The 13,769-nt window shown below is 61.5% G+C and carries 12 protein-coding genes; 3 read left to right on the top strand and 9 right to left on the bottom strand.

The window, feature by feature from the left end:
- Positions 1–3 precede the first annotated feature (3 nt).
- On the top strand, positions 4–312 hold the full coding sequence (gene yhbY / locus KUO17_RS16905) for a ribosome assembly RNA-binding protein YhbY (protein WP_038606752.1): 309 nt from the start codon (positions 4–6) through the stop codon (positions 310–312).
- A gap of 12 nt (positions 313–324) precedes the next feature.
- Here yhbY and KUO17_RS16900 read toward each other — a convergent pair whose 3' ends face one another.
- The 8 genes from KUO17_RS16900 to grpE form a co-directional block, all read right to left on the bottom strand.
- Positions 325–720 carry an MFS transporter gene (locus tag KUO17_RS16900; RefSeq protein ID WP_217976723.1) on the bottom strand — a complete coding sequence of 132 codons (396 nt, stop codon included), beginning with the start codon at positions 718–720 and terminating at the stop codon, positions 325–327.
- Positions 721–748: 28 nt separating this feature from the next.
- Positions 749–1,231 carry a transcription elongation factor GreA gene (gene greA / locus KUO17_RS16895; protein WP_217976678.1) on the bottom strand — a complete coding sequence of 161 codons (483 nt, stop codon included), beginning with the start codon at positions 1,229–1,231 and terminating at the stop codon, positions 749–751.
- Positions 1,228–4,449: a carbamoyl-phosphate synthase large subunit gene (carB, locus tag KUO17_RS16890; RefSeq protein ID WP_217976677.1), complete on the bottom strand. Its 3,222-nt coding sequence runs from the start codon at positions 4,447–4,449 to the stop codon at positions 1,228–1,230. The genes greA and carB overlap by 4 nt, the downstream gene beginning before the upstream one ends.
- Positions 4,450–4,556: 107 nt before the next feature.
- Positions 4,557–5,693 (bottom strand): glutamine-hydrolyzing carbamoyl-phosphate synthase small subunit, encoded by a 1,137-nt coding sequence (gene carA / locus KUO17_RS16885; protein WP_217976676.1) that lies wholly within the window; start codon positions 5,691–5,693, stop codon positions 4,557–4,559.
- A 268-nt stretch (positions 5,694–5,961) separates the two neighbouring features.
- A complete protein-coding gene (gene dapB, locus KUO17_RS16880) occupies positions 5,962–6,765 on the bottom strand; it encodes a 4-hydroxy-tetrahydrodipicolinate reductase (RefSeq protein WP_217976675.1) in 804 nt (267 codons plus the stop codon).
- A 12-nt stretch (positions 6,766–6,777) separates the two neighbouring features.
- Positions 6,778–7,902, bottom strand: coding sequence for a molecular chaperone DnaJ (dnaJ, locus tag KUO17_RS16875; RefSeq protein WP_217976674.1), 1,125 nt, complete (start codon positions 7,900–7,902; stop codon positions 6,778–6,780).
- A 192-nt stretch (positions 7,903–8,094) separates the two neighbouring features.
- Positions 8,095–10,011 carry a molecular chaperone DnaK gene (gene dnaK, locus KUO17_RS16870; RefSeq protein ID WP_217976673.1) on the bottom strand — a complete coding sequence of 639 codons (1,917 nt, stop codon included), beginning with the start codon at positions 10,009–10,011 and terminating at the stop codon, positions 8,095–8,097.
- 102 nt (positions 10,012–10,113) lie between these two features.
- Entirely contained in the window at positions 10,114–10,680 is a 567-nt protein-coding gene (gene grpE, locus KUO17_RS16865; RefSeq protein ID WP_217976672.1) for a nucleotide exchange factor GrpE, read from the bottom strand.
- A 229-nt stretch (positions 10,681–10,909) separates the two neighbouring features.
- Here grpE and recN point away from each other — a divergent pair, with 229 nt between their 5' ends.
- Positions 10,910–12,583: a DNA repair protein RecN gene (gene recN, locus KUO17_RS16860; RefSeq protein ID WP_217976671.1), complete on the top strand. Its 1,674-nt coding sequence runs from the start codon at positions 10,910–10,912 to the stop codon at positions 12,581–12,583.
- 122 nt (positions 12,584–12,705) lie between these two features.
- Here the strand turns inward: recN and fur are convergent, their stop codons facing one another.
- On the bottom strand, positions 12,706–13,110 hold the full coding sequence (gene fur / locus KUO17_RS16855; RefSeq protein WP_043863835.1) for a ferric iron uptake transcriptional regulator: 405 nt from the start codon (positions 13,108–13,110) through the stop codon (positions 12,706–12,708).
- Between the two features lie 97 nt (positions 13,111–13,207).
- On the opposite strand from fur, the gene KUO17_RS16850 reads away from it, so the two are divergent.
- Positions 13,208–13,729, top strand: coding sequence for an outer membrane protein assembly factor BamE (locus KUO17_RS16850; RefSeq protein WP_217976670.1), 522 nt, complete (start codon positions 13,208–13,210; stop codon positions 13,727–13,729).
- The last annotated feature ends 40 nt before the right edge of the window (positions 13,730–13,769 follow it).

The following is a 13,769-nucleotide window of genomic DNA, read 5'->3' as shown; positions in this document are numbered from 1 at the left end:
ATTATGCCGCTCAATAACGAGCAGAAGAAACAGTACAAATCCATTGGCCACGATCTGAAACCAGTTCTGATTGTGGCAGGCAATGGCCTGACTGAAGGCGTTATCGCCGAACTTGAACGCGCTTTGGCCGATCACGAACTGATCAAGGTCGAGATCCGCTCGGAAGACCGCGAGGAACGTGCTGCCGCCATCGCCGCGCTGTGCAAGGCCGGCCGCGCCGAACTGGTGCAGACCATCGGCAAGAAGGCACTGATCTACCGTCGCAACCCACAGCCGAACAAGCAGCTGTCGAACATCCATCGCTACAAGTGATGCTCGCGCCGTTCAGTGGCGCGCCCTGCGCGCCCTGCCCGGCACCGGCTGCAGCACCAGCAGCAGGCCGCTGAGCCCCAGAACCAGGTAGCAGAACAGTTGCCAACGCAACTGCCCCGCCCCGCCTTCGCGCAAGACGAAGTACATCACGCACGCCGCCACTGCCATCAACAGCAGTTGCCCACGCATGCATCGCCACAGACTGGCCAGGCCTTCGACCTGAATCAGCACCAGCACCTGCACGCCGCAGCCCACAGCCGCAAAAGCAACCAGCAACGAAGCGGCCAGCGCGCCGAAATCCTCGACCAGCAGCGGCGCCAGGCCAATCTGGCCCAGCACCGGCAGTACTGCAAAATGCAGCATCCACACGCCGCCGACCCAGAGCACCTGGGCCAGCTGCCAGATCACCGCCGACGCGACAAAGCCGCGCGGGCGATCAAACGTGACGGACTTCGACAATCTCGTACTCGACTGTACCGCTTGGCGTCTTGATCACAACGGTATCGCCCTCTTCCTTGCCGATGATGGCGCGGGCGATCGGAGCACCGACAGAAAGCTTGCCATTCTTGACGTCCGCTTCGTCCTCACCAACGATCTGGTAGGTCACCTGATCGCCGGTCTCGGTGTTTTCAAGGTCCACGGTGGTACCGAAGATCACCTTGCCCGTGTGGGCAATGCTGGTGACGTCGATCACAACAGCGTTCTGCAGGCGACCTTCGATATCGCGGATACGCGCCTCGACCATGCCCTGCTCTTCACGGGCAGCGTGGTATTCGGCGTTTTCCTTGAGATCACCCAGCTCGCGGGCCTCGCCAATCGCCTGACTCAGGCGTGGACGCTCGGTCTTGCTCAGGAAAAGATGCTCTTGCTCCAGGGCGCGAGCGCCCTGAACGGTCATCGGATACTTGGTAATGCTCATGCTTTGAGTCCTGCATGCAGATCCTGCAAGCGACGTACGGTTTTTTCCGGACCGAACTTCAGCGCTTCGCAGATGGCTTCACCGGCCGCAATGGTGGTGGTGCAGTAGATCTTGTGCTGCAACGCATTGCGACGAATCGAGTAGGAGTCGGCGATCGACTGACGACCTTCGGTGGTGTTGATGATCAACGACACTTCGTCGTTCTTGATCATGTCGACCACGTGCGGACGACCTTCGGTCACCTTGTTCACGCGACGCACTTTCAAGCCGGCCGCCTCGATGATCTTGGCGGTACCTGCGGTGGCTACAACCTCGAAGCCCAGGTTGATCAGGTCGCGCGCGACGCCAGCCACTTGCGGCTTGTCGTCGTCACGTACGCTGATGAACGCGGTACCGCCGGTTGGCAGCACTTCACTGGCACCCATCTGGGCCTTGGCGAAGGCTTCGCCAAAGGTGTCGCCGACACCCATGACTTCACCGGTGGACTTCATCTCCGGGCCCAGGATCGGGTCCACACCCGGGAACTTGGCGAACGGGAACACCGCTTCCTTGACGCTGTAGAAGTTAGGAATGATTTCCTGGGTGAAGCCGATCTCTTTCAGGGTCTTGCCTGCCATGACACGGGCCGCGATCATCGCCAGCGAGGTGCCGATGCACTTGGACACGAACGGCACGGTACGCGAAGCACGCGGGTTGACTTCGATCACATAGATCTTGTCGCCCTGCAGGGCCAGTTGCACGTTCATCAGGCCGACAACGCCCAGTTCCAGGGCCATCTTCTTGACCTGGTCGCGCACTTCGTCCTGCACGTGGGCAGGCAGCGAGTACGGTGGCAGCGAACAGGCCGAGTCACCGGAGTGAACGCCGGCCTGCTCGATGTGCTGCATGATCGCGCCGATCACCACGTCGGTGCCGTCGCAGACCGCATCCACGTCCATCTCGATGGCGCAGTTGAGGAAGTGGTCGAGCAGCACAGGGCTGTCGTTGGACACTTGTACCGCTTCACGCAGATAGCGCTTGAGTTCATCCAGCTCGTAGACGATCTCCATCGCACGGCCGCCCAGTACGTAGGACGGACGCACCACCAGCGGGTAGCCGATGACGCCAGCGGCACGAATGGCTTCGTCTTCGCTGCGCACGGTGGCGTTTGGCGGCTGCAGCAGGTTCAGGCGCTGAACCATCTGCTGGAAGCGCTCACGGTCTTCGGCGCGGTCGATCGAGTCCGGGCTGGTACCGATGATCGGCACGCCGGCCTCTTCAAGGGCACGGGCCAGTTTCAGCGGGGTCTGGCCGCCGTAGTGGACGATCACGCCTTTTGGCTTCTCGACACGCACCACTTCCAGCACGTCTTCCAGCGTCAGCGGCTCGAAGTACAGGCGGTCGGAGGTGTCGTAGTCGGTGGAAACGGTTTCCGGGTTGCAGTTGACCATGATGGTCTCGTACCCGTCTTCACGCAGCGCCAGTGCCGCGTGCACACAGCAGTAGTCGAATTCGATGCCCTGGCCGATACGGTTGGGGCCGCCACCCAGGATCATGATCTTGTCGCGGGTCGACGGGTTGGCCTCGCACTCCTCCTCATAGGTCGAGTACAGGTAGGCGGTATCGGTGGCGAACTCGGCGGCGCAGGTGTCGACACGCTTGTAGACCGGGAAGATCTCCAGCTTGTGACGATGACGGCGCAGGTTCTTGTCGGTGATGCCCAGCAGCTTGGCCAGGCGCTGGTCGGAGAAGCCCTTGCGCTTGAGACGGAACATCAGCGCCTTGTCGATCTCGGCCAGGCCCAGGGTCTTGACCTTCTCTTCTTCCTTGATCAGGTCTTCCATCTGCACCAGGAACCAGCGGTCGATCATGGTCAGGGCGAAGATCTCTTCAACGCTCATGCCCGAACGCATGGCGTCGGCCACGTACCAGATACGCTCGGCGCCCGGCACGGTCAGTTCGCGCTTCAGAATGCTGGCAGCGTCTGGGCTCGCCAGGTCGACTTTGGGGTCCAGGCCGCAGACACCGACTTCCAGGCCACGCAGGGCTTTCTGCAGAGACTCCTGGAAGGTCCGGCCGATGGCCATGACTTCACCCACGGACTTCATCTGGGTGGTCAGGCGGGCATCGGCCTTCGGGAATTTTTCGAAGGCAAAGCGCGGCAGCTTGGTGACGACGTAGTCGATCGATGGCTCGAACGACGCCGGGGTGCGCCCGCCAGTGATGTCGTTCTGCAGCTCGTCGAGGGTGTAGCCCACGGCCAGCTTGGCAGCGATCTTGGCGATCGGGAAACCGGTGGCCTTGGAGGCCAGCGCCGAGGAACGCGAAACCCGCGGATTCATCTCGATCACGACCATACGGCCGGTGTCCGGGCAGATACCGAACTGTACGTTGGAACCACCGGTTTCAACGCCGATCTCACGCAGCACCGCCAGCGAGGCGTTGCGCATGATCTGGTATTCCTTGTCGGTCAGGGTCTGCGCTGGCGCAACGGTGATCGAGTCACCGGTGTGCACACCCATCGGATCGAAGTTCTCGATGGAGCAGACGATGATGCAGTTGTCCTTTTTGTCGCGGACCACTTCCATCTCGTACTCTTTCCAACCGATCAGCGATTCGTCGATCAGCAGTTCCTTGGTCGGCGACAGGTCCAGACCACGGGCGCAGATTTCTTCGAACTCTTCACGGTTGTAGGCGATGCCACCGCCGGTGCCGCCCATGGTGAAGGACGGACGAATGATGCACGGGAAGCCCAGCTTTTCGAGGACCGCATTGGCCTCATCCATGCTGTGGGCGATACCGGAACGCGGGCATTCCAGACCGATGGCCTTCATGGCCTTGTCGAAACGCGAGCGGTCTTCGGCCTTGTCGATGGTGTCGGCATTGGCACCGATCATTTCCACGCCGAACTTTTCCAGCACGCCTTCGCGCTCCAGGTCCAGGGCGCAGTTCAGAGCAGTCTGGCCACCCATGGTCGGCAGCAGCGCGTCAGGGCGCTCGGTCTCGATGATCTTGGCAACCGTCTGCCACTTGATCGGCTCTATGTAGGTGGCGTCGGCCATGGCCGGGTCGGTCATGATGGTGGCCGGGTTGGAGTTCACCAGGATGACGCGATAGCCTTCCTCACGCAGGGCCTTGCAGGCCTGGGCGCCGGAGTAGTCGAATTCGCAGGCCTGGCCGATCACGATCGGGCCAGCGCCGAGAATCAGGATGCTTTTAATGTCTGTACGTTTTGGCATGGGTTGTCACTCAAATCCGCAGGTCAGTGGGCAAGCTGGTTGAACACGCTGTCCGGGGCGCGCCTGAACACGGTCAGGGCCGGTTCAGGGCTGCCTCGGCAGAGGGTTCAGCGGCGCTTGGCCATGGCATCGATGAAACGATCAAACAGTGGCGCGACGTCGGTCGGGCCCGGGCTTGCTTCAGGGTGCCCCTGGAAGCTGAAGGCGCTCTTGTCGGTGCGCTCGATGCCCTGCAGGGTACCGTCGAACAGCGACTTGTGGATGGCGCGGACATTGCCCGGCAGGGTCGCTTCATCAACCGCAAAACCGTGGTTCTGGCTGGTGATCATCACAACGCCGGTATCCAGGTCCTGAACAGGGTGGTTGGCACCGTGGTGGCCATGGCCCATTTTCACGGTCTTGGCGCCGGAGGCCAGGGCCAGCAACTGGTGCCCAAGGCAGATGCCGAATACCGGCACTTCGGTTTCGAGGATCTCGCGGATTGCCTGGATCGCGTAGTCGCACGGCTCCGGGTCGCCAGGGCCGTTGGACAGGAACACGCCATCGGGGTTGAGCGCGAGCACTTCGCTGGCAGGGGTCTGCGCCGGCACCACGGTCAGGCGGCAACCGCGCTCGACCAGCATGCGCAGGATGTTCAGTTTGACGCCGTAGTCGTAGGCCACGACATGGTACGGCAGCTCGCTGGCCTCGATGGTCGGGTGGCTGTCGGTCTTCAGGCTCCACACGCTGGAGCGCCACTCGTAGCTGCTCTTGGTGCTCACGACCTTGGCCAGGTCCATGCCCTTGAGGCCCGGGAAGCCGCGTGCGGCTGCGATGGCCGCCTCTTCAGTAATGTTGTCGCCGGCCAGGATGCAGCCGTTCTGCGCGCCCTTCTCACGCAGGATGCGGGTCAGGCGACGGGTATCGATACCGGCAATCGCCACCACATTGTTGGCCTTGAGGTAATCGGACAGCGACAGCGTGTTGCGCCAGTTGCTGGCAATCAGCGGCAGGTCGCGGATCACCAGGCCAGCCGACCATACGCGGTCGGACTCGGCATCTTCAGGCGTGGTACCCGTGTTGCCGATGTGCGGGTAGGTCAGGGTAACGATCTGCTGCGAGTACGAAGGGTCAGTCAGGATTTCCTGATAGCCGGTCATTGCGGTGTTGAACACCACCTCACCAACGGTCTGACCGTCGGCTCCAATGGCCTCACCGTGAAAAATGCTGCCATCGGCAAGGGCGAGTATGGCTGGCTTAGTCAAGAAGACCTCCCAAAAATAAAGCCTGAAGGGGCGATCGCAGGTTGCAAAAAAGCGGAATGACGTATAGACACGTCACCCCGCTTTCTTCATCGAATTATCTGCGCGCTTTTAGTGGACACACTAAAGCTGTAGCTTACAGAAAAAGGCTTTTTTGGTCTACCGCTGATGTGCCCAAAAGGCATAGGAATGCGACAGGACGTCGACAGGCTGGAAAGCATCGCCGGCCAGGCCGGCGAAAGGGCCGCATGGCGGCCCCGGATGCATCGGATCAACGCAGGTCGAGCACGTCCTGCATGTCGTACAGGCCAGGCTCGCGCCCGTCCAGCCACAACGCGGCACGCACCGCACCCTTGGCGAAGGTCATGCGGCTGGAGGCCTTGTGGGTAATCTCCAGGCGCTCACCCTCGGCAGCGAACAGCACGGTGTGATCACCGACCACATCACCGGCACGCACGGTAGCAAAGCCGATGGTCTGGCGATCACGCGCACCGGTCTGGCCTTCACGGCCATACACGGCAACTTTCTGCAGGTCTCGCCCGAGCGCATTGGCAACCACTTCACCCATGCGCAGCGCAGTACCCGAGGGCGCATCCACCTTGTGCCGGTGGTGCGCTTCGATGATCTCGACATCCACCTCATCACCCAGCACCCGCGCCGCCATGTCGAGCAGCTTGAGGCTGAGGTTGACGCCGACGCTGAAGTTGGCCGCAAAGACGATGGGGATATCCTTGCCCGCCTCCACCAGCAACTGCTTCTCCTCAACGCTGAAACCGGTGGTGCCGATGATCATGGCCTTGCCGGCCTTGCGGCAGAACGCCAGGTTCTTCAGGGTCACCGACGGGTGCGTGAAGTCGATCAGCACGTCGAATTCGTCGACCACCCGATCCAGATCACCCGACAACGGCACACCAATACGCCCCAGCCCCGCCAGCTCACCCGCATCGGCGCCCACCAGCGAGCTGTCGGCACGGTGCACGGCCGCCGTCAATCCGGCGCCCGACGCCTGGTGCACCGCCTCGATCAAGGCCTTGCCCATGCGCCCTGCCGCGCCCATTACCGCTATACGTCGCATGCCCTGCTCCTTTTACAGATCGCCGAAGAAGCGCTTCACGCCTTCGAACCAGCCATTGGCCTTGGGGGAGTGAGAGCTGTCACCGTCCAGCGACACCCGCAGCTCTTCAAGCAGCTCGCGCTGACGACGGCTCAGGTTGACCGGCGTTTCCACCGCCACACGGCACATCAGGTCGCCCGCACCACCGCCACGCACCGGCGCAACACCCTTGCCACGCAGGCGGAACTGCTTGCCGGTCTGGGTACCTTCCGGGATCTTCAGCTTCACGCGACCATCGAGGGTCGGCACTTCCAGCTCGCCACCCAGCGCCGCGTCGGTGTAGCTGATCGGCACTTCGCAGTACAGGTGCTTGCCGTCACGCTGGAAGATCGGGTGCTCGCGCACATTGATGACCACGTACAGGTCACCGGTCGGGCCGCCCTGGGAGCCCGCCTCGCCTTCGCCGGACAGGCGAATGCGGTCACCGGTGTCGACGCCGGCAGGCACCTTGACCGAAAGGGTCTTGTACTCTTCGATACGCCCTTCGCCGTGACACGAATCGCAAGGATCAGTGATGATCTTGCCCTGGCCATGGCAACGCGGGCAGGTCTGCTGCACCGAGAAGAAGCCTTGCTGCATGCGCACCTGACCGATACCGCCACAGGTCGGGCAGGTCGACGGCGACGAGCCTTTCTTGGCACCCGAGCCGTCGCACGGCTTGCAGTTGACCAGTGTTGGTACACGGATATTGACCGTAGTGCCACGCACCGCCTCTTCCAGGTTCAGCTCCAGGGTGTAGCGCAGGTCGCTGCCACGCTGGGCGCCACCGCGACCACCGCCACGGCCGCCGCCGAAGAAGTCACTGAACACATCGCCAAAGATGTCGGAGAAGTTGGCACCGCCAAAACCGGCACCGCCGCCCCCCATGCTCGGGTCGACACCGGCGTGACCATACTGGTCATACGCCGCGCGCTTGCTGGCATCGGAGAGCACTTCGTAAGCCTCGTTGGCTTCCTTGAAGAGCTCTTCGGAGGCCTTGTCATCAGGATTACGGTCCGGGTGATGCTTCATCGCCAGGCGGCGATAGGCCTTCTTCAGGTCGGCCTCGCTCGAGCCACGCTCGACCCCCAGAACCTCGTAATAGTCACGCTTTGCCATAAGTCTTTGCACTCTTGAGGACGTTCGGCATACCTCTGCGCGTTTCGCGCTGTGCCGCCAGCATTCAAGCCCGCTCGAATGCTGTAAAAATTCGGGTATTCCAGACACGCCAACGCGGGAGCAAGCCCCCGCGCGGCGACATCCTACCAGTCACTGCCAAACAGCAGTCAACCGGCCGACAACCTGTAGCAGTTACTTGTTGTCTTTGACTTCTTCGAACTCAGCATCGACCACGTCATCGTGCTTGGGCTCTTCAGCTTGTGGCTGTGCGCCGGCCTGAGGCTGTTCGGCCTGCTCGGCATACATCTTCTGAGCCACTGGCGCGGAGACCTTCGACAGCTCTTCGACCTTGGCTTCGATGGCGGCCTTGTCGTCGCCTTTGACAGCGGCTTCCAGGGCAACCACGGCAGCTTCGATCGCGGTCTTCTCGTCGGCGGTTACCTTGTCACCGGCGTCAACGACCATTTTACGCGTCGAGTGAACCAGTGCATCACCCTGGTTGCGGGCTGCGGCCAGCTCTTCAAACTTGCGGTCTTCTTCCGAGTTCGCTTCGGCATCGCGGATCATCTGCTGAATTTCTTCATCAGACAGGCCGGAGTTGGCCTTGATCACGATCGACTGGGTCTTGCCAGTCGCCTTGTCCTTGGCACCTACGTGCAGGATGCCGTTGGCATCGATGTCGAAGGTCACTTCGATCTGCGGCACGCCACGTGGTGCAGGTGGAATGTCGGCCAGGTCGAACTTGCCCAGGGACTTGTTCTGCGTAGCCTGCTTGCGCTCACCCTGCAGCACGTGAATGGTCACGGCACCCTGGTTGTCATCGGCCGTCGAGAACACTTGCGACTTTTTGGTCGGGATAGTGGTGTTCTTCTCGATCAGCGCGGTCATTACGCCACCCATGGTTTCAATACCCAGGGTCAGCGGGCTGACGTCCAGCAGCAGCACGTCTTTGACATCACCGGCCAGTACCGCACCCTGGATGGCTGCACCCATGGCAACGGCTTCGTCAGGGTTGACGTCTTTACGCGCTTCCTTGCCGAAGAAATCAGTAACCGCCTTCTGCACCAGCGGCATGCGGGTCTGACCGCCGACCAGAATCACGTCGTCGATCTTGCTGACATCGATACCGGCATCTTTCATGGCGATACGGCATGGCTCGATGGTGCGCTGAACCAGGTCTTCGACCAGCGACTCCAGCTTGGCGCGAGAAATCTTCACGTTCAGGTGCTTAGGGCCGGTCGCATCTGCGGTGATGTACGGCAGGTTGACGTCGGTCATCTGGCTCGAGGACAGCTCGATCTTGGCTTTTTCAGCGGCTTCTTTCAGGCGCTGCATGGCCAGCGGGTCACCCTTGAGGTTCATGCCGCTTTCTTTCTTGAACTCGTCCACGAGGTAGTCGATCAGACGGATGTCGAAGTCTTCACCACCGAGGAAGGTGTCACCGTTGGTGGCCAGCACTTCGAACTGGTGCTCGCCATCGACTTCAGCGATCTCGATCACCGACACGTCGAAGGTACCGCCACCCAGGTCGTAGACGATCACGGTGTGGTCGCCCTTGGCCTTGTCCATACCATAGGCCAGTGCGGCTGCGGTGGGCTCGTTGATGATGCGCTTCACGTCCAGACCGGCGATGCGACCGGCGTCCTTGGTGGCCTGACGCTGGCTGTCGTTGAAGTAGGCAGGTACGGTGATGACCGCTTCAGTGACTGCCTCGCCGAGGTAGTCTTCGGCGGTTTTCTTCATCTTTTTCAGGATTTCCGCCGAGATCTGTGGCGGCGCCATTTTCTGACCGTTCACTTCAACCCAGGCGTCGTTGTTGTCAGCCTTGACGATCTTGTAAGGGACCATCTGGATGTCTTTCTGAACGACGTCCTCGTCAAAGCGACGACCGATCAGGCGCTTTACCGCGTACAGGGTGTTGTGCGGGTTGGTGACCGCCTGACGCTTGGCGGACTGGCCTACCAGGATTTCGCCGTCGTTGGCATAGGCAATGATCGAAGGGGTGGTACGAGTGCCTTCGGCGTTCTCGATAACCTTGACGTTGCCGTTTTCCAGAATGGAGACGCAGGAGTTGGTGGTCCCCAGGTCGATACCAATGATTTTGCCCATGTTAACTCTCCCGAAACTTTGGATTTGGTTGCCGCAGCGGTGGTTGCCAACTGCGGTAGCACTTAAACGCTTGACACTTAAATGGGGGCCGCCCGGCTAATTTCAAGCCTTCTCGTCAATCGAGGGCGAAACCGGTGCCGGCGCCTTGCTGACCACGACCATGGCCGGGCGCAACAGGCGACCGTTGAGCTGGTAGCCCTTCTGGAACACCTTGAGCACGCTGTTGGGCTCGACCTCGGCGCTTTCCTGCATGGCCATCGCCTGGTGCTGCTCGGCGTTGAACGGTTCGCCGTGCGGATCGATCGCCTCGAGGTTGAAGCGCTTGAGGGTGTCGTGGAACATTTTCAGGGTCAGCTCGATGCCTTCGCGCATCGGACGGATGCTCTCGTCTTCGGCGCTGGACAGCTCCAGGCCGCGCTCGAGGCTGTCGATGATCGGCAGCAGGTCACCGGCGAATTTCTCGAGGGCGAACTTGTGCGCCTTCTCGATATCCTGCTCGGCACGGCGGCGAACGTTCTGCAGGTCGGCAGCGGTGCGCAGGGATTGATCCTGGGCCGCCGCCAGTTGCTCTTCGAGCACCTGCACACGGGTGCTCAGGTCATCGCCGGCCGCGTCGGCGGACTTGTCGGCGTTCAGATTCTGTTCATCCAGCGTCTGTTCGTCAGCCATAAAATCTCTCCTTTGCAATTTCGTCAGCGAGCTTACTCGCACGTCTGCCGGCTATATGGGGTCTTAAAACGCAGGTTCAAGGGCTGATGTGCAGGCAAGCGCAAAGGTCTCATAACCGCTTGCGATCAAAAGCAGCTACAGCTGAGCGAATCGAACTAAGCACAGGCATTGTCAGCCGATTTGAAAACACTGTATAAATAACCAGACCTTACGCCTGGGAGCCGCCCCAATGCTGGTGCACCTTTCCGTACACAACTATGCCATCGTTGAACACCTGGACCTCGAACTTGCCCGCGGGATGAGCGTCATCACGGGCGAAACCGGTGCCGGCAAATCGATCATGCTCGACGCCCTCGGCCTGACCCTGGGCGATCGTGCCGACAGCGGCGTGGTGCGGCCCGGGGCCGACAAGGCCGACATCCTTGCCACCTTCGATCTGGGCGACATTCCCGAGGCACGCGCCTGGCTGGCCGAGCGCGACCTGGACACCGACGGCCCGTGCATCCTGCGCCGGGTCATCACCGCCGAGGGTCGCAGCCGTGGCTATATAAACGGTACGCCCTGCCCACTGGGCGATCTCAAGGCGCTGGGCGAACTGCTGATCGACATCCATAGCCAGCACGAGCACCAGTCGCTGCTCAAGAGCGACACCCACCGCCGCCTGCTCGACGAATATGCCGGCGCCACCGACCTGGCCCGCCAGGTACAACTGGCAGCCCAGCGCTGGCGGCAGACGCGCCAGGCGCTCGAGCGGCTGTCCAACTCCGGCGACGAGCAGCGCGCGCAGCATCAATTGCTCAGCTACCAGCTCGAAGAGCTCGAGAACCTCAACCTGGGCGAAAACGAGCTCGAACTGCTGGAGCAGGAGCACAAGAACCTGACCAATGCCGAGGCGTTGTTCGGTATCTGTCGCCAGGTGATCGACCACTGCAGCGAAAGCGACTCGGGCAACGTGCTCAGCGCGCTGACCGTCAGCCTCAACCGCCTGACCGCCGTGCACAACGCCCCCAAGGCGCTGGGCGAAGCGGCCACCATGATCGCCAGCGCGCAGATCCAGGTCGAAGAGGCAGTGGGCGAACTCAACCGCTTCCTCGACCATTTCGATGCCGACCCGGCGCGCCTGCAACTGCTCGAAGAACGGCTCGACGCCTTGTACACCCTGGCGCGCAAGCACCGCGTCAACCCAAGCGAGCTGGCCGACCTGCAGCAACGGCTGATGGAAGAGCTCGAGGGCCTGAACGCCAACGACGAATCCATCGAGCGGCTTGGCGAAGAGCTGGCGGCCTATGCGCGCCACTATCACGAAAAGGCGGCCGAACTGAGCGGGCTGCGCCAACAGGCGGCGACGCAACTGGCTGGCGCCGTGGAGCTGGAGATCCAGCGCCTGGGCATGCCGGGCGGGCGTTTCAGCATCGAGCTGCGGGCCAACAACAGCGACGACCTGCTGCCTCAGGGCCTCGAACAGGTAGAACTGCTGGTCAGCGCCAACCCAGGCCAGCCGCTCAAGGCGCTGTCCAAGGTGGCATCGGGCGGTGAGCTGTCGCGCATCAGCCTGGCCATCCAGGTGATCACCGCGCAGACCTCACGCATCCCGACCCTGGTGTTCGACGAAGTGGACGTGGGCATCGGCGGCCCCACCGCAGAGATCGTCGGCCAACTGTTGCGCCGCCTGGGCGAGCGCGGCCAGGTACTGACGGTAACCCACTTGCCGCAGGTCGCCGCCCAAGGGCATCACCACCTGTTCGTGCACAAGGTGCGCAACAGCGATGCCACCCACACGGCCGTCGCCAGCCTGGGCAAGCGCGAACGTGTCGAAGAGGTGGCGCGCATGCTGGGCGGCATCGACCTGACCAAAGAGTCGCTGGCGCACGCCCGCAAGATGGTCGTGACCAGCCAGGCCTGACCTACCCCGCCTTGCTGGCGCAACGCCTCATAATCCGCCAGCCGCCAGCAAAACGCTTGCCCCACACAGCACGAAGGCGACCCCAGGGTCGCCTTCTATGCCGTGCAATCAAAGCAAAATGCTTACTTTTTCTTGCGCACGTACAGCACGAGGTTGTGGTCTACCAACTCGTAGCCGTGCTCCAGCACGATTTCCTTCTGGCGCTTTTCGATCTCGGCATCGAAGAACTCGATGACTTCGCCAGACTCCACGTTGACCATATGATCGTGGTGGCCGCCATCGGCCAGTTCAAACACCGCATGACCGCCGTCGAAGTTGTGGCGAACGACAAGACCTGCCGCCTCGAACTGAGTCAGAACACGGTAAACCGTGGCCAGACCGACGTCCTCGCCTGCTTCCATCAACGCCTTGTAGACGTCTTCAGCACTCATGTGGCGCTGCTCGGTGGAGTCGAGCATCTGTAGAATCTTGACTCGAGGCAGGGTCACCTTGAGACCGGCTTTGCGTAATTCGCTATTTTCAACCATGGTCAGCTTTCTCGCCGATGCTGCTTCGCAGCTTCTCTGAATACGGGTATGATCGGGGTTTACGTTGTCCAGCCAAGATAGTGGAAGTCGCCCACCGATGCAAAACACCAAGCTCTTGCTAACCAGCCTCACCTTTGTGGGACTGCTCGCACTCGCCGGTTGCTCGTTCCCCGGGGTTTACAAAATCGACATCCAGCAGGGCAATGTCGTCACGCAGGACATGATAGACCAATTGCGGCCGGGAATGACCCGTCGGCAAGTACGGTTTATCATGGGCAACCCCTTGATCCAGGATACCTTCCACACCAACCGGTGGGACTACCTGTACAGTCTGCAACCAGGTGGCGGTGAGCGCCAGCAGGAGCGGATGAGCGTCATCTTCAACGAGAACGACCAGCTCGCGAGCCTTTCCGGTGACTTCATGCCGGGCGTAAGCCGCGACCAGGAAATACTCGGCAGCGAAGCCGGCACCACCGTCAGCCCAGCACAGGGCACGGAGCCGGTCGAATCGAAACCGGCCAGGCCGGGCTCGCTGGAAGACACGATCCAACGTGACGTCGATACCATCGAAGTCATGCCGGTTCCGGTGCAGGAACCGCTGGACACCTCGCCGCAGTAAGCACTGCGCAGGCAATAAAAAGCCCGGCTCAGCCCGGGCT

The sequence above is a fragment of the Pseudomonas aegrilactucae genome (genome assembly GCF_019168305.1).
Classification (GTDB): domain Bacteria; phylum Pseudomonadota; class Gammaproteobacteria; order Pseudomonadales; family Pseudomonadaceae; genus Aquipseudomonas; species Aquipseudomonas aegrilactucae.
This window is presented reverse-complemented; position numbering and strand designations above follow the sequence as displayed.

Coding starts and splice junctions, on each gene's coding strand:
- yhbY (WP_038606752.1), top strand. CDS start 4: ATGCCGCTCAATAACGAGCAGAAGAAACAGTACAAATCCATTGGCCAC.
- greA (WP_217976678.1), bottom strand. CDS start 1,231: ATGAGCATTACCAAGTATCCGATGACCGTTCAGGGCGCTCGCGCCCTG.
- carB (WP_217976677.1), bottom strand. CDS start 4,449: ATGCCAAAACGTACAGACATTAAAAGCATCCTGATTCTCGGCGCTGGC.
- dapB (WP_217976675.1), bottom strand. CDS start 6,765: ATGCGACGTATAGCGGTAATGGGCGCGGCAGGGCGCATGGGCAAGGCC.
- dnaJ (WP_217976674.1), bottom strand. CDS start 7,902: ATGGCAAAGCGTGACTATTACGAGGTTCTGGGGGTCGAGCGTGGCTCG.
- dnaK (WP_217976673.1), bottom strand. CDS start 10,011: ATGGGCAAAATCATTGGTATCGACCTGGGGACCACCAACTCCTGCGTC.
- grpE (WP_217976672.1), bottom strand. CDS start 10,680: ATGGCTGACGAACAGACGCTGGATGAACAGAATCTGAACGCCGACAAG.
- recN (WP_217976671.1), top strand. CDS start 10,910: ATGCTGGTGCACCTTTCCGTACACAACTATGCCATCGTTGAACACCTG.
- fur (WP_043863835.1), bottom strand. CDS start 13,110: ATGGTTGAAAATAGCGAATTACGCAAAGCCGGTCTCAAGGTGACCCTG.
- KUO17_RS16850 (WP_217976670.1), top strand. CDS start 13,208: ATGCAAAACACCAAGCTCTTGCTAACCAGCCTCACCTTTGTGGGACTG.